Source organism: Pseudundibacterium arcticum, assembly GCF_042646465.1.
GTDB lineage: Bacteria > Pseudomonadota > Gammaproteobacteria > Burkholderiales > Burkholderiaceae_D > Undibacterium_A > Undibacterium_A arcticum.
In genome coordinates, this window is sequence record NZ_JBHRTP010000011.1 from 22,696 (window position 1) to 46,928 (window position 24,233).

24 protein-coding genes and 3 pseudogenes are annotated in these 24,233 nt (G+C 55.9%); 13 read left to right on the forward strand and 14 right to left on the reverse strand.

Annotation, left to right across the window (positions count from 1 at the left end):
- Nucleotides 1–11 precede the first annotated feature (11 nt).
- From ACFOFO_RS05110 to ACFOFO_RS05145, 8 genes are all read right to left on the reverse strand, one after another.
- On the reverse strand, nucleotides 12–704 hold the full coding sequence (locus ACFOFO_RS05110) for an ABC transporter ATP-binding protein (RefSeq protein WP_390324490.1): 693 nt from the start codon (nucleotides 702–704) through the stop codon (nucleotides 12–14).
- Between the two features lie 2 nt (nucleotides 705–706).
- Nucleotides 707–1,429, reverse strand: coding sequence for an ABC transporter ATP-binding protein (locus ACFOFO_RS05115; protein ID WP_390331016.1), 723 nt, complete (start codon nucleotides 1,427–1,429; stop codon nucleotides 707–709).
- Nucleotides 1,430–1,608: 179 nt separating this feature from the next.
- Entirely contained in the window at nucleotides 1,609–1,785 is a 177-nt protein-coding gene (locus ACFOFO_RS05120; protein ID WP_390324488.1) for a hypothetical protein, read from the reverse strand.
- Between the two features lie 154 nt (nucleotides 1,786–1,939).
- Nucleotides 1,940–3,253 (reverse strand): ABC transporter substrate-binding protein, encoded by a 1,314-nt coding sequence (locus ACFOFO_RS05125; RefSeq protein ID WP_390331017.1) that lies wholly within the window; start codon nucleotides 3,251–3,253, stop codon nucleotides 1,940–1,942.
- Nucleotides 3,254–3,419: 166 nt separating this feature from the next.
- On the reverse strand, nucleotides 3,420–4,328 hold the full coding sequence (locus ACFOFO_RS05130) for a SphA family protein (protein ID WP_390331019.1): 909 nt from the start codon (nucleotides 4,326–4,328) through the stop codon (nucleotides 3,420–3,422).
- 65 nt (nucleotides 4,329–4,393) lie between these two features.
- Nucleotides 4,394–6,040 carry a bifunctional 3-(3-hydroxy-phenyl)propionate/3-hydroxycinnamic acid hydroxylase MhpA gene (gene mhpA, locus ACFOFO_RS05135; RefSeq protein ID WP_390324479.1) on the reverse strand — a complete coding sequence of 549 codons (1,647 nt, stop codon included), beginning with the start codon at nucleotides 6,038–6,040 and terminating at the stop codon, nucleotides 4,394–4,396.
- 16 nt (nucleotides 6,041–6,056) lie between these two features.
- A complete protein-coding gene (locus ACFOFO_RS05140; protein ID WP_390331021.1) occupies nucleotides 6,057–7,058 on the reverse strand; it encodes a VOC family protein in 1,002 nt (333 codons plus the stop codon).
- A gap of 75 nt (nucleotides 7,059–7,133) precedes the next feature.
- A complete protein-coding gene (locus tag ACFOFO_RS05145; protein ID WP_390324476.1) occupies nucleotides 7,134–7,970 on the reverse strand; it encodes a fumarylacetoacetate hydrolase family protein in 837 nt (278 codons plus the stop codon).
- Between the two features lie 177 nt (nucleotides 7,971–8,147).
- Between ACFOFO_RS05145 and ACFOFO_RS05150 the strand changes: the two genes are divergently transcribed.
- The 11 genes and pseudogenes from ACFOFO_RS05150 to ACFOFO_RS05200 all read left to right on the forward strand — a co-directional run bounded on the left by ACFOFO_RS05150 (nucleotide 8,148) and on the right by ACFOFO_RS05200 (nucleotide 17,301).
- A complete protein-coding gene (locus ACFOFO_RS05150; RefSeq protein WP_390324475.1) occupies nucleotides 8,148–8,849 on the forward strand; it encodes a TetR/AcrR family transcriptional regulator in 702 nt (233 codons plus the stop codon).
- 493 nt (nucleotides 8,850–9,342) lie between these two features.
- Nucleotides 9,343–9,633, forward strand: coding sequence for a BufA1 family periplasmic bufferin-type metallophore (locus ACFOFO_RS05155; protein ID WP_390324473.1), 291 nt, complete (start codon nucleotides 9,343–9,345; stop codon nucleotides 9,631–9,633).
- 87 nt (nucleotides 9,634–9,720) lie between these two features.
- Nucleotides 9,721–11,130, forward strand: coding sequence for an adenylate/guanylate cyclase domain-containing protein (locus ACFOFO_RS05160; RefSeq protein WP_390324472.1), 1,410 nt, complete (start codon nucleotides 9,721–9,723; stop codon nucleotides 11,128–11,130).
- A 938-nt stretch (nucleotides 11,131–12,068) separates the two neighbouring features.
- Nucleotides 12,069–12,392, forward strand: coding sequence for a BufA1 family periplasmic bufferin-type metallophore (locus ACFOFO_RS05165; RefSeq protein ID WP_390324471.1), 324 nt, complete (start codon nucleotides 12,069–12,071; stop codon nucleotides 12,390–12,392).
- A gap of 60 nt (nucleotides 12,393–12,452) precedes the next feature.
- The gene (bufB, locus tag ACFOFO_RS05170) at nucleotides 12,453–13,337 is read left to right on the forward strand and encodes an MNIO family bufferin maturase (protein WP_390324469.1); all 885 of its coding nucleotides are present in this window, start codon (nucleotides 12,453–12,455) and stop codon (nucleotides 13,335–13,337) included.
- A complete protein-coding gene (locus ACFOFO_RS05175; RefSeq protein WP_390331023.1) occupies nucleotides 13,306–14,130 on the forward strand; it encodes an HvfC/BufC family peptide modification chaperone in 825 nt (274 codons plus the stop codon). The genes bufB and ACFOFO_RS05175 overlap by 32 nt, the downstream gene beginning before the upstream one ends.
- A complete protein-coding gene (locus ACFOFO_RS05180; protein ID WP_390324466.1) occupies nucleotides 14,127–14,585 on the forward strand; it encodes a DoxX family protein in 459 nt (152 codons plus the stop codon). Before ACFOFO_RS05175 ends, ACFOFO_RS05180 begins: the two co-directional genes overlap by 4 nt.
- 9 nt (nucleotides 14,586–14,594) lie before the next feature.
- Nucleotides 14,595–15,101 (forward strand): sigma-70 family RNA polymerase sigma factor, encoded by a 507-nt coding sequence (locus tag ACFOFO_RS05185; protein ID WP_390324464.1) that lies wholly within the window; start codon nucleotides 14,595–14,597, stop codon nucleotides 15,099–15,101.
- Nucleotides 15,098–15,787, forward strand: coding sequence for a DUF3379 family protein (locus ACFOFO_RS05190; RefSeq protein WP_390324462.1), 690 nt, complete (start codon nucleotides 15,098–15,100; stop codon nucleotides 15,785–15,787). Before ACFOFO_RS05185 ends, ACFOFO_RS05190 begins: the two co-directional genes overlap by 4 nt.
- Before the next feature lie 124 nt (nucleotides 15,788–15,911).
- A pseudogene (locus tag ACFOFO_RS05195) lies at nucleotides 15,912–16,206 on the forward strand (hypothetical protein); the annotation flags it as partial.
- 780 nt (nucleotides 16,207–16,986) lie between these two features.
- A complete protein-coding gene (locus ACFOFO_RS05200; RefSeq protein WP_390331025.1) occupies nucleotides 16,987–17,301 on the forward strand; it encodes a hypothetical protein in 315 nt (104 codons plus the stop codon).
- Here the strand turns inward: ACFOFO_RS05200 and ACFOFO_RS05205 are convergent.
- Nucleotides 17,298–18,290 (reverse strand): YihY/virulence factor BrkB family protein, encoded by a 993-nt coding sequence (locus ACFOFO_RS05205; protein ID WP_390331031.1) that lies wholly within the window; start codon nucleotides 18,288–18,290, stop codon nucleotides 17,298–17,300. The two genes, ACFOFO_RS05200 and ACFOFO_RS05205, sit on opposite strands and share 4 nt — an antisense overlap.
- A gap of 165 nt (nucleotides 18,291–18,455) precedes the next feature.
- Complete coding sequence (locus ACFOFO_RS05210; RefSeq protein WP_390331027.1) at nucleotides 18,456–19,076, reverse strand: transposase; 621 nt, start codon at nucleotides 19,074–19,076, stop codon at nucleotides 18,456–18,458.
- Between the two features lie 208 nt (nucleotides 19,077–19,284).
- Between ACFOFO_RS05210 and ACFOFO_RS05215 the strand changes: the two genes are divergently transcribed.
- Both ACFOFO_RS05215 and ACFOFO_RS05220 read left to right on the forward strand, forming a co-directional pair.
- Nucleotides 19,285–19,698, forward strand: a complete 414-nt coding sequence (locus ACFOFO_RS05215; protein ID WP_390324457.1) for a hypothetical protein — start codon at nucleotides 19,285–19,287, stop codon at nucleotides 19,696–19,698.
- Between the two features lie 446 nt (nucleotides 19,699–20,144).
- A pseudogene (locus ACFOFO_RS05220) lies at nucleotides 20,145–20,351 on the forward strand (cupin domain-containing protein); the annotation flags it as partial.
- A gap of 361 nt (nucleotides 20,352–20,712) precedes the next feature.
- Here the strand turns inward: ACFOFO_RS05220 and ACFOFO_RS05225 are convergent.
- The 4 genes and pseudogenes from ACFOFO_RS05225 to ACFOFO_RS05240 form a co-directional block, all read right to left on the reverse strand.
- The gene (locus ACFOFO_RS05225; RefSeq protein ID WP_390331028.1) at nucleotides 20,713–21,090 is read right to left on the reverse strand and encodes a hypothetical protein; all 378 of its coding nucleotides are present in this window, start codon (nucleotides 21,088–21,090) and stop codon (nucleotides 20,713–20,715) included.
- Nucleotides 21,091–21,541: 451 nt separating this feature from the next.
- A complete protein-coding gene (locus ACFOFO_RS05230) occupies nucleotides 21,542–21,862 on the reverse strand; it encodes a high-potential iron-sulfur protein (RefSeq protein WP_390324453.1) in 321 nt (106 codons plus the stop codon).
- 291 nt (nucleotides 21,863–22,153) lie between these two features.
- Nucleotides 22,154–22,808: pseudogene (locus ACFOFO_RS05235) on the reverse strand (DUF2076 domain-containing protein).
- A gap of 246 nt (nucleotides 22,809–23,054) precedes the next feature.
- A complete protein-coding gene (locus ACFOFO_RS05240) occupies nucleotides 23,055–23,978 on the reverse strand; it encodes an IS3 family transposase (RefSeq protein ID WP_390324452.1) in 924 nt (307 codons plus the stop codon).
- Nucleotides 23,979–24,233: the final 255 nt, after the last annotated feature.

Below are 24,233 nucleotides of genomic sequence, written 5' to 3' on the forward strand. Positions count from 1 at the left end.
GATAAGCCTTCCTAAATGCCAAAATAGGCATCTGAAATCTGATTTTTAGTCAGATCCGCGGATCTTCCCTTGAGTGAAACACGGCCATGCATGAAGCAGTACACGCGATCAGAAACGCGCATTGCGGTGTCGATATCCTGCTCCACAATGATCACTGCAAGGCCGTCAGACGTTATCTTTGGAAGTGCGTCATAAATGCCCTTGACCACGATTGGTGCCAATCCAAGTGAAACCTCATCGCAGATCAAAATTTTTGGGTTGGCCATTAGGGCGCGCCCGATTGCCACCATCTGTTGCTGGCCGCCGGAAAGTGCGGTGCTGAGGTTATTGCGCTTCTCTTCAAGGGCAGGGAAAAGCTGGTAAACACGCTTCAGGTTCCACGGCCCGGATCGCTTTGCGAATCCACCCATAAGGAGGTTTTCCTCTACCGTGAGGCTGCGGAATAGCCGTCTGCCTTCGGGAACCATTGCAATTCCCTTGGCAACAATTTCGTTGGCCGGTTTTCCTCCAATCGGCTCGCCCGCGAAAATGATGGCACTGGGGGCGGCTTTTAGTTGCCCACACACGGTTTTCAAAAAGGTGGATTTTCCGGCACCATTAGAGCCGATGATCGAAACGGTTTCACTCTCGCCGATTTCAAAATCGATGCCAAAGAGCGCCTGGAAGTCCCCGTAGAACGCTTCTAGTTTTTTCACACTGAGCATGGTTAAACCTCGATTCCCATATAGACGCGTCTGACTTCAGCGCTCTCCATTACTTCGCGCGGCTCGCCTTCTGCGAGCTTTTCCCCGAAATTGACAACAAGGAGTCGCGTGGCTACGGCCATCAATGCATGTACGACGTGTTCGATCCAGATGATGGAAATACCATCTTTGCGAATGTCGTTGACCATTTCGACGAGTTCATGCGCTTCATGTTCGGTGAGTCCGCCGGCGATTTCATCAAGGAGAAGGACCTCAGGTTGGGTAGCCATCGCTCTTGCCAGCTCTAATCGCTTCCGGTCGAGCAGCGTGAGACTACCCGCCAGACGGTTTGCCTTCTGCAGCAATCCGGTACGCGAGAGCACGTTGACGCAAATATCGTCGGCGTCCTGGCCCGATTTCTCTGCGCCGAACATCGCGCCGACAAGCAGGTTTTCGAACACCGTCATGCCCTCGAAGGGGAGCGCAATCTGGTACGAGCGCCCGATGCCGGCCCGACATCTCTGATGAGGTGGCTGACTGGTGATATCAGCGCCTTTGAGCGAGATGCGGCCTTGATCGACGCGGACATCCCCGGATATTAAGTTGAAGATCGTCGTCTTACCGGCACCGTTAGGGCCGAGCACACCAAGCGCCTCGCCTGGATTGAGATGAAAGCTAAAGTCCTTCGTTACTTTGAATGATCCAAAGCTTTTTGAAACATTTTCAACCGACAAAAGTGGACTCATTATCTTTCCATCTGCCCACTTTGCGAAGATGCAAAGTGGGCGAAAGTCGAAACTATCGACCGTTAGAACCTGTTTGCGATCTGTAGCGAGCGGCCCTCAGCGGGGTGAAGAGCAGCGCAGAAAGCCTTAACAGACTAGTTGCAAGATATCTTGCAAAAAGTCATGCCAGATCAGGTAGCTCAAATGTTAGCAACAGCTTGAAGCACTGCACTAGGAGCGGGTTTAATCTTTTCAGCCGATTCCCATCCCAACTCGCGCCGAATCTGTTCAATGTCGGGCGGTGGCTCAGTTTTGAGTTGACGATGCTTTAGCCAATCTCTGACTTGCATTTTACTTGGTTGATTGATCGCGTCCATAACACCATCCATGTTTTGCGAAAAACTCCCTCTGGCCGTCGCGCTTTTGATTCAGAGACAGTTGGGTAGTCCTACTTCGTTAAAAAAATCAGAGCTCCTTCTCCCTGCCAGGGAGAAGGGTGGGCACTTACGCGCAATTTGTGACGCAGTAGGATTACGGCAATGGTTTGATTTTGGCTTGCACTGGAATATCCGGCGAAGTCTCATTATTGACGACGATCAGGTCGTATTTATGCTTCTTTCCTTTTACCCACTGCCCTCCCACCAAAGGTGTTTTCGCGACGTTCTTGACCGGACCACTGCCCCATGCAACAGAACCGATAATGGTATTCAGTTTGGTCGTCGTAATAGCGTCCCTGATCGATGCCTTGTCGTTGACATCCTTCGTGCGTTTCAACACGTCTATGGCGACCTCGAACAAAGCATGTGCATAGCCGAGGGGCTGGGTCCATTGTTTTTTTGATTCCGCTTCGTACGCATCGCTGAATTGTTGAGCGCTTTGGCCGGTAAGGGACGATTTGTACGGTCTGTTAGGACTCCACCAAAGCTCCTGGGTCAAGCCATCAGCACTGTCACCAAGTGCTTCAACCGAGGCTGGAAACGCTAACGCTTTGCCCACTGAAACAACTTTTGGCTTAAACCCTTGTTGCTTGGCTTGAGTCCAGAAATTTTTAAAGTCGGGCGGAGTTGGAACACCGGCAATAATTTCGACATTCGCTTTTTTGAAAGCGGAGATCTGGGCGCTGAAATCTGCCTGAGAATTTTGGTAACGGCCCGGATCGACGATCTTATAACCCTTTTTCTTCAGTACAGGGGGCAAGCCTCGCTCTGGATCCCCCCATGCGTTGCCGTCACCATCGTTTGCGAACAGGAGTCCAACGACCTTGTTGGTAGGTACGTCCTTCCACATATTCGTGAAGACGGCGATAATGTCCTCCAGGCCCCAGAAAAAGTGATAGGTCCATTCAAAGCCCTTGTCTGGCTTCCCGCCACGAGTGAAAAACCATGGCTGCCACGGCGTGGTTGTTGAAATGCAGGGAACCCCGTTTAATTCACACTGATCGGATACCGGGTTCGCATTTTCAGGTGTCGATCCAACCACCATCAGATCTATTTTGCTTTTGAGAATGAGTTCCGCGGCCACCTCCGCGGCGCGGTTCGGATTGGATTGACTATCCTTGACGATGACTTCGACCGGATAGCTTTTCCCCCCGATCATGATGCCGGATTTAAGTAAATTGTTAATTCCGGAAAGGACAAATCGATCCACTTCACCGAAACCTGCGAGAGGCCCGGTTTGCGGGGTCACGTAGCCAATTCTTATTTTGCGTCCTGTTTGCGCGAACGCCAGTGGACTAAAACCTGTTACGGCGGCTGCACCGAAGGCGAGCGCCGTCCCGGCGGATGCTCTAATCACGCCGCGACGGCCAGCATTGAAAGTGTTTTCAGGAATCTTGAATTTCTTCATGTCTCATCTCCTCAACCAACCATATTTCTCAGCGAATCACAATGAGAAAAATGGCCAGCCTCTGACTAGTTTGGGTAGTGGTGTACGGTTAGCTTGTATATTCCGCACGCATCAAGACAAATTCCTGAGTAAGCCGCACCGATAGCAGGAACTTGTTCTCTTTGAATTACAACGGGAAGACAGCCTTAATCCAGACCGCGCTGCCTTGAGCGTGGTTTTCGACAGCCATCTCTTTTTGCCATTTGGCAGTGACAAACCATCCTTTGCCACTATCGTATTTAACCGATGGCCCGATTGCGAATGCTCGCCCTTTGCTGTTTGGTATGTTCGCGCCGTTTAGTTGATCATCCGTTGTCTGCTGGTAGTAGTAGCCGCCTGCACCGACTGTCCATCCGTTGCCCAGTCCCCAACCCGCCGCGTAGTCAAAATGAAATTCTTGCCCGGACTTATAGTTCGTGCCGTTGTTTTTCTGATTGAACGTATACCCAAGCTTTATGTCGCCGTTGAATCCCTTAGGGTCGATATAGCTAACGATATATACCGGCTCATATGCCCAGTAATTGCGTCCAATATTTGCGAGGTCATTCTTGTTGTAGCCGCCAGTCGGAACGAATAAGTCCAATCCTGCGAGCGTGTGCAGCTGTGGACTGTAGTGGTGGCCGAGAGAAAAACCAGTCGTAATGTCGCCAATTCCAGTCTTTTTTTGGCTTGCGTTTCCGACCTTGACATCGAGATTTACCAGCGGAACAATGGCATGAAAAGCGAGATCACCGCCTGCAATTTTTTGACCCGTCACCCAAATAAAGCGAGGGGCAATGACGTCCGCGGTGACTTTAAAGTTAAGCGGAACTCGATTCCCGTCCTTGTCGTTTAAGCGATCTGCCGTGTAATGCTCGCCAAATACCATCCCGTAAATTCCAGGTGGAGGCATGGCGCCCGCCGCGAAATTGTCTACACCGTTCGGATATACCGAGCCGCCGCCTTCGGTTGCATGCGCTGCAGCACAGCCGATCAGACTAAGTGCGAATATCGCGCCAAGCCGATTACCATCTTTTATGAACTTCTGAATTTTCATGTCTCTCCTCCAATATTATTGAATTGCGCCTCTGCGCTGTGCCTTTGATGCTTCCCTCTTCCTGCCTACAGCCGTGCTTCCGAACCTTCTTCGGCTTTGTTATTCGACTCACCTGCTCTCTTGAAGCCATACTTGCCTAAGTCGATTGCAAGCCGCTCAATCAGTCCCGATATTTCGGATGGCGCTGTTGCGCCTCCGTAAATATAGAAATCCGGTCTCACCAGCATTGCAACGATGCCGTGGCCATCCATGAAGGGTGTAAATTTCTTATCGAGGTCTACGATCACTTCCTCCCCGTTGCCATCTTCCTGATCTCCGAGATGAACAATCTTGCCGTTCATACCGGCCAAACATGCACGATCGGCTGGCGTGACGGAGGTGCCGTGCGCGGCGTTGCGCAAGATGAGAACAAAGCCCAGTCCTACGAGGTCATCGAAGCGCCCCACCAGGCCTTTATGACGCACTGTTCCATGTGGGCTGAGTAGTCCTGCCGGAGCATTGATTTCTCCGTTCGCATTCCGATCCAGCAATCCCCCGGTCAGGCTAGGGAATGGAGGAGGCGGCTGCACGGTCTTCTCGAAAAATGCTTTGTCGCGGCGAGCGGCCGCCTCTGGGTCAGGAATGCAGATAACCTTTCCGAGATACATCGACAGATCAATGATGTCGCTAGCATGGGGCCTGCGTTCAATCTGGTAGGTGTCGAGCAAAGAGCCGTCAGCTTGTCCAGTCAAAATGAGGTTGAGTTTCCACGCGAGGTTCCAGTCATCCCGTAGGCCGGCACACATGCCTTGCCCCATAAACGGTGGCATCACGTGTGCTGCATCGCCGGCGATGATCAAACGATTCTTGCGCCATGTGTCCGCGATCAAAGAGCGGAAGGTGTAGACCTTATGGCGCACGATCACCGCTTGGTCTGGTTTCACCCATGGTTCCAGCAAACGCCACGCCATTGTTTCGTTTTCGAGGTCTTCACGCGACTCACCGGGCATGCGCATGAATTCCCATCGACGGTAATAGCGTCCATCGCGGATTCCCGCAGGTACGATGGTAGTTGGCCTTGCGGGATTGCAATACTGCGCTGCCGGCGGGATATCGAGAGTCACACCTTCGTTAGGAAGCAGGTCGATTACCAGCCAATCGGCTTCGAAACCACGATCTTCCTGACTGGATCCGATGGCCGCCCGGACAAGACTGTTGGCACCATCGGCGCCGATCAAATATCGGCCGCGCACTGTCCGAACCTTTTCGGTATCGACTTCGCGTGCCACCAATTCCGCGTACGCATCGGTCTGTCGTACTTCAACGACATCCCAGCCCAGGTTGATATCTATTTCCTTGTAACGGCGCGCTGCCTTATCGAACATCGCTTCCATGGTTGGTTGATGGACGAAATTCACGTCGGTCCCACCCGAGATCGATTCTGCAGACCAGTCAATGGATAAAAGCTCTTTCCATTCTGCGTTGAACCACCGGTAGGGAGGCGCAGGATGACTTACCGCAGGCAGTTCATCGCGCAAGCCGATCGCAGACAGGACGCGGTAAATCTCGTGGTCGATGCAGACGGCGCGTGGCAACGGGAAACGCTCGGTCCACCGCTCAAACACCGCCACGGAGTGGCCGAGGCGCGCTAACATGACGGCGAGAATCTCGCTGACGGGGCCGTATCCCACCAGGATGACGTCGTACATAACTTCGTTGTCTGTGCTGCTCATTGGGTTTCTCCGTTTCTTACTTGATAGTTGGAGTCTCGCTCGGCGCAACTGCTTTACTCAGTTGCAACTCGGAGCCAATTTCGTAATTTTTGGTGAAGTCGTCAGGTGGCGGCGATCCCCACACGTAAAGGGCGTCTTCCGGTGGATAGTCACCTGCGGGCCACTCCAGATCAGCGGCGATATGGTCGATGTCAAAGGAATACTCGCTATAGCTTCCCCAGGGATCGCGGACATAGCGAAAGTAATTGGAACCGAGAACGTGGCGTCCCACACCCCATCCTTCCGGGTAACCCGCCTGAGACATTTGCTGGGTTCCAAGTCCGACGTCATCGAATGACGTAACATCCCAGCTGCTGTGATGTAAGCCGCATCCGGGAGACGACGCCATTGCGATCAGATGGTGGTCGCTGCCGTGCTGACTATGCATAAACGCGATGATTGATCCAGAGCGGTCAGACAGTCGCAGACCGAGGACCTCGGAGTAAAACTGCACGCTGGAATCAACGTCAGCGGTAAAAACCAGGATGTGAGACAGCCGGTTTGGCCGTACCTGCTTGACCTGGCTTCGGTGCGGTGCGCGTCCGCTACTGCTGATTTCAGGCGGAAAGATGCGCGGGGATTTGGTGTCGGGTGAGCACTTCTCGCTCGGCAGCAGTTGTTGAGGCAGCCCGTCCGGGCCTGTAAACCACATGCCATCCGGGTTCGCACCGACGGGGGCGGCAATGCGCCGCACCCCGAGGTCATTGAGCTTTTTATTAAACGCATCCTGATCGTCAGCATAAATACCCCAGGTGACCCAGAGTAGCCGCTTCTGATCACCATGGATCACACGCGCCCAACGATGAGGATGTCCGTAAGTGAATAAGGCCAAACAGTTAGTTTCGACCCTCACATCAAGACCGAAGCTGCGGTAAAAGTGCTCCGCCTGCTTCAGGTCTGGTACGCTGAAAACGAACTCGTGAATGGAATGCACGCCGAGCACGTCGCGACGACGTGAAATCGGTTTCTCGATCGACATGTCTCTCTCCTATGTCCTAACCTTGATTCCGTTCCATCGCCAATTTCGGTCTTATGGAACATGTGGCGTTTTACGTCAAACCACTCGCTGGGTTTGACTGCCCAACTGATCGATGCGCAGCGAGACCACATCACCCTTCTTGAGGAATTGTGGCGGCTTCATGCCCAAACCAACTCCAGCGGGTGTGCCGGTGATAACAACGTCGCCTGGCAATAAGGTCATGAACTGGCTGAGATAGGAAACGATTTCCGTCACGGAGAAAATCATGTCTGCAGTGTTGCTGCGCTGTTTCACAGCACCGTTGACGCTCAACTCCATGTCAAGCATCTGGGGATCCGGAATCTCGTCAGCGGTAACGAGCCACGGTCCTATCGGGCCGAACGTGTCAAAACTTTTGCCCTTGCCCCACTGGCCGTTGCGCTTGATCTGCCAATTCCGCTCGGACACATCATTGGCGAGGCAATAACCCGCCACGTAATCCAAAGCAGTCTCGCGTGAGACCTTGCGCGCGGTCGTGCCAATCATGAAAGCCAGCTCGATCTCCCAATCAGTTTCTTCCGAGCCCTCGGGCAACACGATGTCGTCATCGGCGCCGCTCAATGAGGTCAGCGCTTTCGTGAAAACAACCGGCTCCGTGGGAATTGGCAAGCCGGACTCTTCGGCGTGCTTGCGATAGTTCAGGCCAATTGCGACAAACTGTCGCACGCCGGAAATTGGGACACCAAAGCGCGGCGTACCTCCGACCAACGGCATCTTCTCGAGATCGATAGCCGCGAGAGCGCGCAGGCGTTCGGGCGAAAGCCATTCTGGCGTCAAGTCAGGGACCAGGAGGGACAGGTCGCGGATGCGCCCTTGGGCGTCGAGTGCGCCGGGCTTTTCAGCGCCTGGCATTCCATATCGAAGTAGCTTCACAGCAAATCTCCATAATTTCGTTGAACTGACACATTTGTCAAAACCAAGTTTCATTCATAATGACGCTTGTGTCAAGATGAATATCGGATATTCTGAAAATATATTTCTCTTCGTTTTTTGGAGTGAATTTAGCAACCGGAAGGCAAAAAATTTTGATTTAAGGTACCCTCACGCTCTATGAATAAACCGATTGAAACCTCTGTTGAAAACCACCGTACGCGGGTTGGGATGGAGCGTCGAGAGAAGACCCGCGCACTGCTCATCAAGAGTGCGGTGGAAGTATTTGCGAAAAAAGGGCCGGACCTGCCCGTCATCGACGATTTCATCGCGGCAGCGGGGGTGGCCCGCGGCACGTTCTACAATTACTTCAATACAACGAGCGAGTTACTCGCCGCGGTCACCGGCGAAATGAGTGACGAAGTTCTGAGCATCATCGATCCAGAAGTTTTGAAATTTGACGATCCAGCTGTCCGCATCTGCATGGGAACAAAGTTATATGTCCATATGGCAACGCGATACCCGATTTGGGGAACATTTTTGACGCGAATTGGTTCTCAGCACGCTGTTCGAGGGAAATTACTCGATGTCTATCTGACGCGCGACGTGGAATTGGGTATTGCAACAAACCGATTCACGGTCGGGAGTGCTTTAGTCACGCGCGATATCATTTTGGGATCCATCTTTTTCGGCATTGAAACGCTCTTGACCGAGCCTAGTCATGTGCATCATATTGAAAATATGCTGTACACCGTCTTACACGGGATGGGACTAAAAGCGAAAGAGGCACGCAAAATTGCCTTTATGCCGTTGCCGGAAACAGGAGCAGTATCGGGGCCGATCTTTTCGGCGCTTGTCCCGGAATCTGTTCAGCTGAGTTGAGAACGTGAAACTACCTTCATGCGCACGAGCAGATTTGCGTGGCTCATTGGGGTTGCGGCCAGTCGGAAACTGACCTCGCCATACATAATGGGGTTACACACCTCGGAGATCCTTTTTTGTTTATAGCGTTCTACGTTTGATCAGTGCGGTGCCCCGCACTTTCAAGCGTAGTCGCATCAGGCCCAGCTGCCGCAACGCCCGCTGTCAACGTTCGAATGAAGATCAATTCCGCTAAACTTGTTCATGTCGGCCTCCTTTGTGTCAAAGTCTTTGCGAACCTTGACTCTACTCCGGCTGCTTTCTCAGCTAGGACGGAGGTCGGCTACATGATTATCAGAACCTGCCATAGTATTGCTCGGCTGTTTCTGATCCTGCATGGGAATGCACCGGTCGCAGACCCGTCGGTCGACAAAGTGATCAGCGGCACGCATTTCGTCGCCGATCTCACCGTGTCCTACGGTCGTGTTCTGTTCGATTATCTGAAGGAGGCGGCATGGACCACCGAATCGGCAACACACTCGCCATTTGCAGTGCAATCGGCATCGTTCTTCTCGCGGTGCAGCAGACCACCCATTTGCTGCCTGGCTCGAAGAAAATGTTCACGTTCGACCGCGAGCGCTGTTACGGAGTGGTGCGCGCCGGCAAGAATGACTGCGGCACCGCAAAGCACGCCTGCGCAGGCCGGGCGGTGCACGATGCTGATAGCGATGAATGGCTGATGCTGCCGGCCGGTACCTGTACAAAGATCGTGGGAGCTGATGGATATTCGGGCACTGTTTGGTAGGGAAGCTCGTGTGTTGCCACAAGGGCAGAACGGGGTAAGGCTCTTTGCCGGTACGCGCGCATAAGTCAGGAAAACGGAGGCGACACGATGCCAACGCCATTAAAAAAGCTATTCGCCACGATTCTGCCCACGCGCGGCGACATTCAGTTTCCGACGCGTGTACGGCGCGAATTCGAGCACGAGCAATACCGCAGTGAATTGCTGGTAACAGCGGTTCAACTGGTGATCGCCGCGTTGCTCGCCGTGCTCTATGCAAGCACGCCGCCTGGCTTCTCGCCCGATGCGCCGATCGAAGCGGTGCCACTAGGGCTCACGCTTTTTGTGGTGCTGGCACTGCTGCGCCTGTATTTTGCGGTGACCGGGCAGCTCACCCGCTGGATGTTGGGCCTCACGGTGGTCGCAGAAATGACAGTGCTGATGTTCGTGATCTGGGCCTACCATCTGCAGTACGAGCAGCCGGCCCAGTTTTATCTGAAAAGCACACAGTTCGTTTATGTCTTCATCCTGATCGCGTTGCGTGCGCTACGCTTCGAGCCGATCTGGGTGATCCTGTCGGGCCTCACTGCGGCAGTGGGGTGGCTGGTGCTTCTCGGATACGCGCTAACCCACGCGCAGGGAAATCCAATCACATGGGACTATGTGACGTCGCTGCGCTCGATACAGATTCATTACGGCGGGGAGTTTGACAAGCTGCTCGCCATTTTGATGGTGACCGCTGTGCTCGCATTGGCGCTGGCTCGCGCGCGCGAGTTGCTCGCCAAAGCCGTATCGGGTGAGCAGGCGGTCGCCGATCTGTCACTGTTTTTCGACGATTCGGTAGCCCGCCGCATTACCCAGTCCGAGGCGGAAGTCATGGCGGGCCAGGGCGAGTTGCGCGAGGCGGCTATCCTGTTCCTCGATATGCGCGGCTTCACCGAAGCGTCGACCAAGCTGGGGCCGACCGAGCTGATCAAACTGCTCGGCGAATACCAGGGCCTGCTGGTGCCGATCGTCACTGCGCATGGCGGCAACATCGATAAGTTCATGGGCGACGGCATCCTGGCAAGCTTTGGCGCCGTCACGCGGAACGCACATTATGCCGCCAGCGCGTTGCGTGCGGTCGACGCGATCATGACCGCAGTCGATGCGTGGCGTGCCAACCGCCGGGAAGCCGGAAAAATCGCGCCGGATGTCGGAGCGGGGCTGGCGACCGGCGAGATCGTGTTCGGCATCATCGGCGAGGGCAAGCGCCTCGAATACACGGTAATCGGCGATGTGGTCAACCTTGCAGCCAAGCTTGAAAAGCATAACAAGATCGAAAAGACGCGCGGGCTGGCCACGCGCGTCGCTTATGAGTTGGCAGTGGCTCAGGGTTACCAGGCACCGAAAACGATCTTGCTTGAACGCATCGTGGACGGTCTGCTTCAGCCGGTGGACTTGGTGGTGCTGAGCAGGTTTGCCGATATGGGGCCGCAGCAGCAATCAGGGACCGCGGGAATGCGCGAAGCGGGGGCGTAAACCGACGCCCGGGACGTTCAACCTCGTGTGCCAATGGCTGGTTTGAGCTCAAGCGTACTCCGATGGCCAGTATGTGTTCCGGACGCTGCCCGATAACGACATCCCGATGAATGACGGCCGCGCATCCTGGTCGATGCCGGACCATCGTGTTGCTGACCCATCTGCACGTCGATCATGCAGGTGAGCCGCCGGGCCTGTTCATGGCACGCGCCGCCCAAGGCCGGCGGCGAGGTTACCCGCGACAGCGGGGCGAAGCGGCTGTTGCTGAGCCACTTGTCGCCGACCATCAAGAACGCGCGCGCTGCGGTCGAGGCGTCGATCGTCCAAAGCTACGCGGGGCCGACAGAGTTTGCGCAAGACGGGTTGAGACTGGTTCCTTAGCGAGAAGGTCTCGCCGATGCGAAAGTTGTGGTTGGACCTTGTTCGCTCATGTGTGGCCGCAAATCGGGCAGTCAATTGAACGGCGGCCAATGGCCGCAGAGCGAAGTCCGGGGACGTCCGCTTCTACTGAAGCTGACCGGGAGCAAGGGGTAGGGTGCAGTCTTTCGTGACCGGCAGGACCCGGCCGAGCTTGTGTAAAAACGCAATTCTGACAAAAATTCGTGGGTAGGGACACCATTGCCGATGTCGAGAAAATCGCATAGCGGCCGTTTTGAGAGGTCGATTTTTCTTTCGACGAAATTATTTTGCCCTTGCAAGGGAACACTCCTGCCCTACAGGGCCGCAGGCGTTGCTCCTCCTCGAAGGATGCAGCCTTCAGCGTCGTCGCGTCTAGCCAGAAAACCGAAAAAATGCATACTCGCACCTGTCCAACTACCGTTTCTAGGTTTAAGTAATTTTGTAAGGCTTGGGCTGTAAGGTTTTGGCTGGCTCCCCGGTCTTATGATGTGACAAGCCATGCTTGTCCATCCGTCCAGGCAACCAACAGGAGATAGTCCATGAAAACCACCGATCTCATCATCCGCTCCGCCATTACCAGCGCCCTCGCCCTGGGCCTGGTCGCCGCCAGCCAGTCCGCACTCGCGGCCAAGGGCGACATGGAGCATTGCGCCGGCATCGCCAAGGCTGGCAAGAACGACTGCGGCTCGACAGCCAACGCCTGCGCCGGCACCGCCAAGGTCGACGGCGACAAGGATGCCTGGGTCTACGTGCCGAAAGGCACTTGTGACAAGATTGCCGGCGGTAAAGTCTACGATGGCAAGAATATGATGAAAATGGATCCGGAAATCATGAAAAAAATGGGCATGAAAATGAAGATGTAACACGTGAAGATGTAACGTGGCGAGGGCGGCTAAGCCGCCCTTGACCAAGTGGAGGCAACCGTGTCCGTGGTCAATCCCGAAAACATCACAACCGGCCCGGCGGCCACCGGAGCCGCCATTCCGGCCAGCGTCGGCATCGGTCTGCGCACCCCGCATCTGCGCGAGATTCTGGAACAGCGGCCACGCATCGCCTGGCTGGAGGCGCATAGCGAGAATTTCTTTTGCCCGGGCGGGCGGCCGCTGCGACTGCTCGAACAAATTCGCGCCGACTATCCGGTCAGCCTGCACGGCGTGGGGCTGTCGCTGGGGGCGATCGAGACCTCGTTTTTCGAGGGCCACCTCGGCCGACTCAAGCGCTTGATCGAGCACATCGAGCCGGGGCTGGTGTCCGAACACTTGTCTTGGGGCGCGATCCAGGGGCGCCATCTGAATGATTTGCTGCCGCTGCCCTACACCGAGGAGGCGCTGGACCACGTTTGCACGCGCATCGACGCGGCGCAGACGTTTCTGGGACGGCGCCTGCTGATCGAGAACATCTCCAGCTACCTGCGCTACCGCCACGAGACGATCCCCGAATGGGAGTTCGTCGCGGCAGTGGCGCGCCGCACCGGCTGCGCTCTGTTGTTCGACGTCAACAACACCTATGTGAACAGCCAGAACCACGGCTTCGATCCACAGGTGTATCTCGCCGCGATGCCGGCCGAAGCGATCGGCGAGATCCATCTGGCCGGCTTCGACGAAGGCCAGGGCTGCCTGATCGACACCCACGGCAAGCCCGTCGCCGAGCCAGTATGGGCGCTCTACCGCGCAGCGCTCGAGCGCTTCGGCGCGCGGCCGACGCTGATCGAATGGGACACCGACATCCCGCCGCTGGCGGTCTTGCTCGACGAGCGGAACCGCGCCCAGGCCATCCTTGAGGAGCACGATCTTGCGCACGCTGCGTGAGCTCCAGCACAGCTTCGCGCACGGCATGTTCGGTGCCGACCGCGACATCACAGCGCTGCTGCTTGGCGCCAGCGGCCAGAGCGGGGCGGCGGGACTCGCGATCTACCGCAACAACGTGCTGGCCAATTACCGCAAGGCATTGCGGGAAACCTATCCGGTCATCTTGCGGTTGATCGGCGCGGACTGCTTCGATCAGGCCGCCGACGCCTATGCCCGCGCCACGCCGTCGTATTCCGGCGACTTGTACGACTTCGGCGAGCATTTCGGCAACTCCCTTGCGGGCTATCCGGCGACGCGTGATCTGGCCTATCTGCCGGATGTGGCGCGCCTCGAATGGATCATCGAAGCGGCGGACCGGGCGCCCGCGGCGCCGCTGGATCTGGCGCTGGGTCTCGCACGACTTGCGGCGGTGCCGCCGCAGCGCTTCGCCGATCTGGGTTTCGCGCTCGATCCGTCGGCGCGGCTGTTCGCCTCGCCTTATCCGGTGCTGCGGATCTGGCAAGTCAACCAGTTAAGCTACGACGGCGACCAGGCGGTACAGCTCGACAGCGGCGGCGCTACCCTATTGATTATCCGGCGCGGCCTCGCCGTCGACATCGAGCCGCTGTCCGGCGCCGGGTTTAGCCTGCTGTCGGCCTTCAGCGCAGGGCTCACGCTGGGCGCGGCACTGGAACGCGCGCTGGCGCTGGACGTGGCATTCGATCTCGATGCGTTCCTGCGGTGGCACATGCCGGCCGGAACCTTCAGCGACTTTCGACTGGCGGAGGAACCGAAGGAAGGAGGCAGAGGATGAACCTGATTGCTGACGTAAGCAAAGCCTACGGGCGGGTCGTCGGCTGGCTCAATCTTGCAGCGCCGCTGTTCGATCTCGGCGTACGGCTGTATGTCGCCGACGTGTTCTTCCGCTCCGGCCTGGTCAAGCTGCAAAGCTGGGATGCGACGCTGTTCCTGTTCGAGGACGAGTTCGCAGTGCCGCTGTTGCCGCCGGAGATCGCAGCTTACCTCGGCACCGCCGCAGAACTGACGCTGCCGGTGTTCATTGCGCTCGGCTTCGGTACCCGCTTGTTTGCGTTGGCGCTGGCGCTGTTCAACGTGATGGCAGTGATCTCGTATCCCGGACTCAGTCCGGCAGGTTTGAAGGATCACATCTTGTGGGGTACGCTGCTGTTGGTGATCCTGTTCCACGGCCCCGGCAAGCTCGCGCTCGATGATTGGCTGTGCAGATGGCGAGCGCGCGGCGCACGCTGAAAGAAACAGATGTTCTCCAGACCAAGCGAACGGCAATTTGAGCAGACGGTGCGCGCCTACAGCGCCGACCTGTATCGCTACGCCTATTGGCTGTGTCACGACCGCTTCGTCGCGGAAGACCTGGTGCAACAGACGTTCGAGCGCGCCTGGAAACACTGGCGAGACTTGCACGACATGGCTTGCGTCAAATCGTGGCTGATCACGATCCTGCGCCGCGAACACGCGCGCCTGTACCAGCGCATGCGGCTCGACACGGTGGACGACGACCCGGAGACGCTCGATCTGCCGTCGTGCGTACAGGCCGATTCGCAGCTCGAGCTGGAACAAATGGTGGAAGCGCTGCCGCTCGCGTACCGCGAACCGCTGCTGCTGCAGACCTTGGGCGGCTACAGCTGCACCGAGATCGCGGCCATGCTCGGCACCTCGGTGGGTGCGGTCATGACCCGCCTGACGCGCGCCCGGCACGCGTTGCGCGCCCACCTGGCCGCCCTTGAGCAAACGAGAATACCCAAATGAACTGCCTCGAATTTCGCCGCGAAAAACTGGCCGACCCGCGCTGGCTCAGCGCCGAGGCATTGGCCCACCTGGAGCACTGCGCCCCGTGCCATGCGTTCGCGCACAGCGTGGACGAGAGCGAGGCGCGGCTGGCCGAGATGCTGCGCGTGCCTGTGCCTGACGGCTTGGCCGAACGGGTCATCCTGCGACGCAAGAACGGCTTCTCGTTCACACCGCGCCGGCGCGCGCTGGTCGCGACCATCCTGCTCACGGTCGGCACCGGCGCCCTTTATTGGAAAGCCTTGCCAGCCCCGGATTACGCGCGGCTCGCCATCGAACACGTGATCGATGAACCAGAGTCCTTCACCACCACCCGCAACGCCGACCCGGCGCTGCTGCGCAAGGTGCTGCACGACTTCGGCGGCGAGTTGACCGCGCCGCTGGGCCAGCTTCGTTACCTCAGGCTTTGCACGGTGCCGGGGGGTATGGCATGGCACATTGTGTTCGAGACTGATCACGGGCTCGCCACCTTGTTGCTGATCTTGGCACGCGACATGAAAGCCAGCGGCAGCGCGGCCGAAATGGCCGGCTGGCACGCGATCGCCCAGCCGGTTGGCAAAGGCTGTTATGCGATCGTCACAGACTCGCCGGAGTCGCTGGATGCGGTGAGCCGAATGGTCCGCCAGCGCATCGTCTGGAGAGCATGAGCGCCGATCCGATGGCTGCTCCTGCGAATGGCTCTCAAGTATCTGTTTCCCTTTGCGTGCGTTCGGTTAGCCGTTCTTTATCCCGTCGCGGAGAATGTCAGCACCGAATTCCTCATCTGCCAGAATGCCGGCACAAGATGCTGGCACCTCGCTATCGAGCGCTTCCCGAAATCCATCGCGTCTCCCGATAGATATTATCCTGTTGTGCATCAGGCGGTACGCAGCGTATTCGTTAAGCTACAGGCACCTGGAAGAAATGATGCCGGAACGCGGTGTGTTTGGATCACTCATCGATCAATCGGAGGGCGATCCGATTTCTGCCGTTACTTGAAAAAGTTTTCCGCAAGCATAAGCGCCCGGTTAGTGGGAGCTGGCGAATGGACGCGACGTACATCAAGGTGAAAGGCGTCTGGAAATTTGGCGGGAAACGCCAACGGCGCTTGTCGCCTGCGAAAACATGGATAGCGCTGATAGCGTTGTGCTTTGTTCCTTGTATCCAGGTCAGCGATGCACTGCGGGGTCAATATGCATGGCTGTGTCCTATTAAAGAAATTGCTGAACCTGCTGGCAGAAATTGAACGAATTCAGGACAAGATTTCCGGTGGTCATGTCATCTCATGGATACCTGCGGTTAAATAGTCCGAGTGGTTTGCCCAAACGAAGGTTCCAACGCATACCCCGCCATGAAGTTGCGCGCGATTCCCGAGATAAGCCATCGCACACTGTCGTTTGTGCGCCGACCCCACCATAAAAACTGACAAAATCTTTGTTGTCGTGGTGCCCTATGATGTGATGTAAATAGGCCTTCCACGTGTGTCGCTTCGTCACCATTAGCATCGGAGTGCTCTTGCTGATGGTCATGGGCTGACCCGCAACCATTGTCCTTCTCCTGAACATGAAGACGAAACGCAGGTTTTGGCTTATCGCTGGCTCATAGTGCGCGTCTCCGGGAATAATGCCATTATTTAACAGTCTGTAGCTACTACAGAGTCAAGCATTTTTAGAAAGATGTGGGATGAGAATCGGTGAACTGACACAGCGCAGCGATTGCGGCGTGGAGAGCGTGCGCTTTTATGAACCCTGAATTCGTGATCTCCCACCCACAAAGTGAGCAACCACGCAGTCTCCAAGCAAAATACGGTGCACCCGGCAGGTGAAATGAAGCAGACGTAATGGCACGACGGCGCAACGGGATCTCCATGAAGTTCGCCATGCCCGATTTTCACATCAAACGCCTGCCCTACCATCTGACCTCCCATGCCAGTCTTTCCCTGACCGGCCAATATCTCAAGCGATTTGCCCAGATCAATCAAAATCGTCGATCTGCGATTTCCCATGAGCGGGACCGGTGGCATTCCCAAGCCGCATCCAAGCTTATGAGGGCCTATCATGCACCGGTCAGTCCGATTTCGACTCCATCGAATCGCTGCGCCGGGATGACTTTTTTCTCAGTGCCTGGGACGCTGTATTTAAGCTTACAGCACAGGGCTGAACAACCGTGCGACGAACTTTAGTTTTTAGCTTGCGACGTGCCGCTTTCATTCTTTTTACTGAGGTCCTCCTCTATCGCCGCCTGCTTCGCCTCAATCATGTTTTTGTCAGCCTGCTTTTTTGTCGTCTGGCTAGGAACGGTGGGCGCAGCGGCAGGGACAGGGTGCTCCTTCCGCGATCCGAATGTCAGCGCATAAGCCCAAGTAAATTCCGCACCCATCAGAAATATCTGGGCGGAGTAGTACACCCACACCAGCACGGCGACTAGCGAACCCGCGGCACCAAATCCCGAAGTCATACCGCTCTTGCCGATGTAGAACCCGATTAGGAATTTACCGATCGTAAAGAGCAGAGCGGTCACGGCGGACCCGATCCACACGTCCGCCCAGTCAACCTTCACTCGCGGCATGAATTTGTAGATCATTGCAAACAAGATCGTGATAAATGCGAAGCTGACCACAAAATTAATTAGGTGCGCAAGGATTTCCCATCCTGCGAATAGTGGGCCCCACAATTTCCCCAGTGCGGCCAGCGCCGCACTGACCACCAGCGATACCATCAACAAAAAACCGATACCCATGATCATGCCGAAAGACAATAGGCGCGCACGCAGCAAGCTCCCGATTCCTCCCTTGTTTCTTTTTGGCGCGCGCCATATACGATCCAGCGCCGCCTGCAATTCGCCAAATACCGTTGTCGCACCGATCAACAGCAGAATTCCCCCGACCAGCGTTGCGGTGACGCTTTCGGTCGGCTTGCTTACGCTTTCGAGCAAACCTTGCACGGCCTGGGCGCCTTGCGGCCCCATCAGTTCTTGCAATTGCCCGACAATTTCGCCGCGCGCGGCCTCGACGCCAAAGATTAGTCCGGCAATCGAAATCACAATCAGCAATAACGGTGCAATCGAGAACATGGTGTAATAAGCCAGTGCCGCTCCCATGCTTTGCGCATAGTCGTCGACCCAAGATGAGGCCGCGGCTTTAATCAGAATCCAGATATTTTTTAAGGTCATGACATCTCTCTGCGACCATCGATGAGCTCTGATTTTACCTACATTCGCCGGTCTCATTTTACGCTACGCCTGCTACCACTCTCCCTCCAGTTTGGCGCGATCTGCGCGCCTCAGCCCGACTGATCGCGTGTCCCGCGCGGCGCGCCAGTCGTCAACCGTCAACCGTCAACCAAAGTAATTTGGTAAAAAATGAACCGGTTCAAAGCCGTCCTGCACTAGTTTTCTCGCTTCGGCGGCACGCACATCGTCGAGCGCCTCATTTATTTTGGCGACGATGTGGAAGCGATCGAGAATGTTGAGTGCGTTGCTGCAGCGCTCGCGAATGACTCGTAGATATGGCCGCCAGATGTCGGAGCAGACAAATTCGATCTTCCCTGCCAGATCGGTGCCGATCATGTCGAAGAATCGTTCGAACGTTGCAACCGTGCGTTCCTTGCCAATCCAAAGCAGTCGGGTGCACTGCGCATCGATCTGATAGACCAGCGTCAGATATTTGTGACCCTTGCTGTATTGGATTTCATCGACGCCGATCGCCGCGATCGGCCCGAGCTTGCGGTGCGCGAGCCCCCACTGCACGACGACTTCGACCGCCTGGCAGACCTTGTCCCAGGACGTGTGAAACGACAAAGCGGTTTCCTTCCAGGATAACTTCCTGGCCCAGTGCGCCAGGAATAGCACATAGGCGGTCGTCATCTGGTGCTTGCCACAACCCCATGGCACCTGTTCTACTTTAACCCCGCAACGCCGACAATCGACCCGTCTCATGCGGTATAGTAATAAAATCATGAAGCCCCAGAAGGGGACGAATTCGAAACGCCTCAGTCCCAGATGGTCGTAAGTCGGACCCGGGCGATGGCAGCCGGAACACACCGGTTTGGAACCACGGCGCGCTCGCACATCGATTTCAATGGTCTTGTTGTGGGCGCACATTCGTGCAGTTTCATTCACGAAGCCGGGGAACCGGTGGCAATGGTTCAGGATCGAAATCAGTCGCATGTCAAAGAAACAGATTGGAAAGTTGAGTGGCATCTTATCGGAGGTGGACTTGGCCGCCTATTGTCCCGATTTGCTCAATTGGCCGACGAGTTGGTGCGGCGAGAAACGTGACTTGATTCCTGGTGAGCAAATTGTGGCGCTATTCAAACCATTTCTCTTGCATTTGCTGAGCCAGAATCTAACGCGCAAGACACTCAACCTCCACCGCGACAACCTGTGGGTGCTGGGCGGCGAGATCATCCGCGATCTCAACGAAACGCCAAAACTCAGGACGCGTCCTGTCAAGGAGTTGGTCATCGAGGCTGTCTTTGATGGAGAAGGGCCACTGATCCATGGCGGCACGTCGGAGCAGGAGCAGCGCTCCTTTGATTCGACCTGCCGAAAGCTCAACCGATTCCTGACGGCATCCTGAAGTAGCGTCGCGGGTCCAGCGTATTGGCTGATATGCCCAGCCTGAGATGGTCGTGGCATCAGCAACGTAGACTTATCCACGGCGGCGTGCGGGGTCTCTATCTCGACCATGAACGCGCGCCGCGGTGGGTAAGTCGGCGCCAACCCGGATCTGCAATCCATTCCTATCCGCCAAAAATCCGACTCTCGACAGCACGGATGGCCTAACACCACCCACAGATTTCCCAGATGAGCCATTTTATTTAACAGGGGAGGAGAATGGCGATGTTGAAGGTAATCGGAGCCTCCGCAGTCTTTGCGCTATTTCCAACTTCGGCGGTGTTTGCCCAAACGCCTAATCCGCCCGCAGTGACGCTCGTAAAAGAGAAGACTCCCGATGGTGTTGAGGCCAGACTGTTGAAGTCCGAGTTTGCGCCCAATACTTCGAGCCCTTGACACACACATCCGGAGCCAGTAATGATTTATGTGCTTGAGGGGACTGGGGTATGGGAAGTAGACGGTCTACCATTAAAAGAACTCACGGCTGGTCAGGGCACGCTGGAGCCTGCCAACAAGAGGACGCGTGTAGTCAATAACGACTCAACACACACGCTTAAGCTCGTGCTGGTGCAAATGTCAGACCCGGGAAAGTCATTTTCGGCTCCGGCCAAGTAGTCTTTCAATTTTTTCCATGGCAGTTCGAACCCGTGCAACTCAGTGCTCGAGACGCTTCAGTGTCCAGTGCAAGCCTAGCGCCGGCGTCAGAAGAATAAAAACAAGATAAAATCGGATTAACCCGAAAAAATTCATCAGTAGGACGTGCCAGGATTTTTGGTCAATGAGCGCCCATCGATCAACAATGAGCCCGTCCCAATAACCCCGCCCGCCATAGTAAACACCGAAAGACAGTAAGCCGAAGATAAGGCCGATAAGGAAAGCTCTGAAAAGAGTGTTCCGAATAAGACGGATGGTTCCATGTGTTTCATGCATAGTTGGTCTCTTCAGGTTGGCGTCTATTGGGTTGGCCGTCAGCCAATTAGAAGCTCCAGATCGCGTTTACCGATGCACCGTGCCTTGATCCCCGGAAGTGCATGACCCCGTTGTCGGTGAACCGATACATAAGCGATGGGCGGTGTCCGGTAGCGTCCCAGTGCAACCCGACGAGAGGATCCACCGCAAAGCGCACATATTTTCCTTGAACATCCTCGATTTCGCGTTTGAATGAGGACTCAAAGCCACTCCGTCTGTAAACCGGATCAACCCATCCTGTGCCCAAGTTTTCAAATCGAAGCTGCGCGTCGTGTGGCAACTCCGGAGCAACGAGTGGATCAGCGAACGTATTTTTGTCGGCGTGAGCGGGCGGCACCGTCAACAGGACAGCCGATAAAATCAGGATTCTCTTCGTCGCCAACATGCCCTATGCCTCTAAGGAAATTGCTTGAGGGATTTGGACCTCTTGCGATCCTCGTCATGAGTCTCCAACTGCTGACGATTGTGTCGTTTTAATCCAATTCACCGTAATCATTTCATTTCGGATTGACCCTGCCACCGAATGTCAATACCGTGGATCCGTACGGTATAGCTGGTCGGACGCGATACTCAACAATGCTGCTGCAAACTTGTACGTGTTTTGCGCAAAAACAAAAAGGACCGATTAAGGTCCATTCTTATTGGATGCAGATGGCAACGCAGGAAAGCTTGGCGCAAAAAGAGTGGCACTGTGGCCACCCCTTTATTTTTTGCCATGATCCGCCCCGCTGATTATGGGGCGCTGCTGACCAGCATCGACCGGCAAGCTGTTACCAATTCAGTACCGAGAACATGCGATGCGATCATTGCATCTAGCTACGTGAACAGGTCTGGTATCAGGCCTTCTTCGCCCAAGCACTGCACCAGCCTTTAGCCGATACCTGCTTGCCAGCGAACAGCGGGCACCCACCGGCCGCATCACCGGCTTTGCCTTGGTACAGTGCGCAATTGCCACATTGCTGGCCAGCTGCATACTTGGGAAATTTTGCCTTGTCCGCCTTATTGGCATCCACCTTATAGCCTAGCGCTATAGCTTGGGCATCGTTCTCGGCGACCATAGCGCCTTGGGCCATGGCACCTTGGGCCGTGCCGTAACTGGCGACCAATGCAGCGCTCCCCAGGCCAAATTTAATAATAAACTCGCGACGACTGGTCATGAAATTTCTCCAAAGTTATAAAGAATTAAGGCGGTATTAATCAATCTTGAAAATTTCAGGTGCTCGACCACCTCTGAGTCTTCTTATACCCGGGTCGATGTCATTTTTTATGATATGGATCAAATTCTCACAAAGCATACGCCGCCAGCGTATTGGCGTTGCAATCGCGGTAGGAAGCCGCTTCTTCCATGCGATCGCTAGCCATTTCGTAGTTGCACTTCACTACGCTCTCTGTGGTCGGGTTACGGGAGCACTTGCGCCTCCATCATTGCGCCCATGCTGAGCGCTTACTCAAATCACAGACGATCCATCATCCCCACTCCAGTCGTCGGTAGCAACATCATCCACGCTTGTGCTGTCATCCGTTGCCGTATCGGTTCCGTAATAATTGTTGACCGTGGTGTTCTCCACAGGTGCCGCTAACGGTGCCATGCCGGTTGATTCATCAATCCGGTGCCACCGCTGGGATGCATCAGGTGTTCGATCCCTTGGAATAGGAACGCGCCGCCAGCCACGCCAGCAGCGGTAGCGGCGACGGTGCCGAGCACGCTCCCAACGCCACCACCGAAGAACCCGGGAGATGCTGCTGGAGCCGGGCTTTGCATAACGGGTGTCTGCATTGGAGCGGGAGCACTCGGCATCATCGGGACTGCTGCTGACCGAGAGGCTACAGCCGGAGTGCTACCCCATGCATTGGGGTCGAGCTGCGTGCTGGCACCGACTGCGTTGCCTGTATCTGGCTCTGCAGCGAAGCAATTTGTGTTTTTGCAGTATTCAGCGCTTGCTCCATCAGTAGTGCGCGTTGTACCAGAAGGTAGGCCGCGTCCGGTTGTTGCGCAATGGCACTTGCAATCAGTGCATCGGCTTGCGGATCTTTCGCAATGCCTCGCACCTGGGTTAGTTGATTCAGAAAATCCTGTAGCGATTGGGTTTCTTGCGGGCTCATGATTGTTGCTCCTATAGCAGCGACGAAGAATTAGTCAGGCCAATATTATGCACGTGATCTGCATGGGGATTAAAATACGTTCAATCGAGATGCGTCCCGTTAGGGCCGTAGAACCGACAGTCAGCCGAGCTCCATATCGAGTATCTTGCACGCGGCAATCCCTAGCATACAATACTGTACGCAATAACAGTATATGCCCATAGCAACCCCGATCCCACCTGCCGTCGTCACACCCGCTGGTGCTGTTCAGCAGCGCCCATGTCGCGGCAGCGCCGCCCGAATGCAAGCGAAGTGTATTGGCAACCCTGGTCGGAATGACGAATCACCGCATGGGGGCGCCGTGGCAAGAAGCGCCATGTCGAGAGCGGCCAGCATCAGTTCGGTGCGCAGATGATCGGCCATGCCCCAACCGACGATACGCCGGCTGAAAACATCGAGCACCATGGTTAAATACAGAAAGCCAGCAGCGGTCGGAATGTAGGTCGCATCGGCCACCCACAGCCGATTTGGCTCAGTCGCATGGAAACGGCGTTGCACCAGATCCGGCGCCGGACGGTTTCGTTCCTGACGTTGTGTGGTAATGATCCAGCGGCGCCTGACGCCACGCAAGCCGGCTTCCCGCATCAGGCGGGCCACCCGCTTGCCGCCCACAAGGATGCCTTGCATCGCCAATTCTGCCCGGACGCGCGGCATGCCGTAAGTGGCCTTCGAGCGCTCATGGATTTGCCGGATATGCACCAGCAATTGGGTATCGGACCGGCTATGCTGCGATGGCGGACGTCCGAGCCACGCGTAATAGCCGCTGGCGGAGACTTCCAGCAAGCGACACATCGTGTGAACCGGATACATGGCCTGATTCGCTTTCACGAAACCCTTGTCGGGCAGCGCTTCGGTCTCCCGTGCAAACCAGGCCGCTTTTGCCAGTATCTCCCGCTCCATCTTGAGCTGGCGATTTTCCCGTTTCAGGCGGTTCAACTCCTCGCGTTCCACGCTGGTCAGCCCATCGTGGCGTTTGCCGGCGTCTCGCTCGGCTTGTGCTACCCAGGTATATATCGTCTGCGCCGTCGGCTCAAATTCCTCAGCGAGTTCCTCCGGGCTGCGTCCGGCTTGCACCAATTCAATCATTTTCCGGCGAAACTCTGCCGGATATGGGGTTCTGTGGCTTTGCATGATGGACTCCTACATTGCTACAGGATAGGTGTCCACCAAAGCGGGTCAAGTCCACACTACTCCTATGCCAGTTAGCCTGGCGCACAACGGAGTGGACGCCCTCTCTCAAGGCCGTAAGGTGCAATCCGTGGCCCTAAGTCGCAATTCGTAGCGCCGCATGTTCCTACACATACTTCGAGGTGTATTTTTAAAACAGCGCGGATTCAGATACGAAGTGCAACTTTGATTATTCGGTTGAAGGGCCAGATGCGGTAG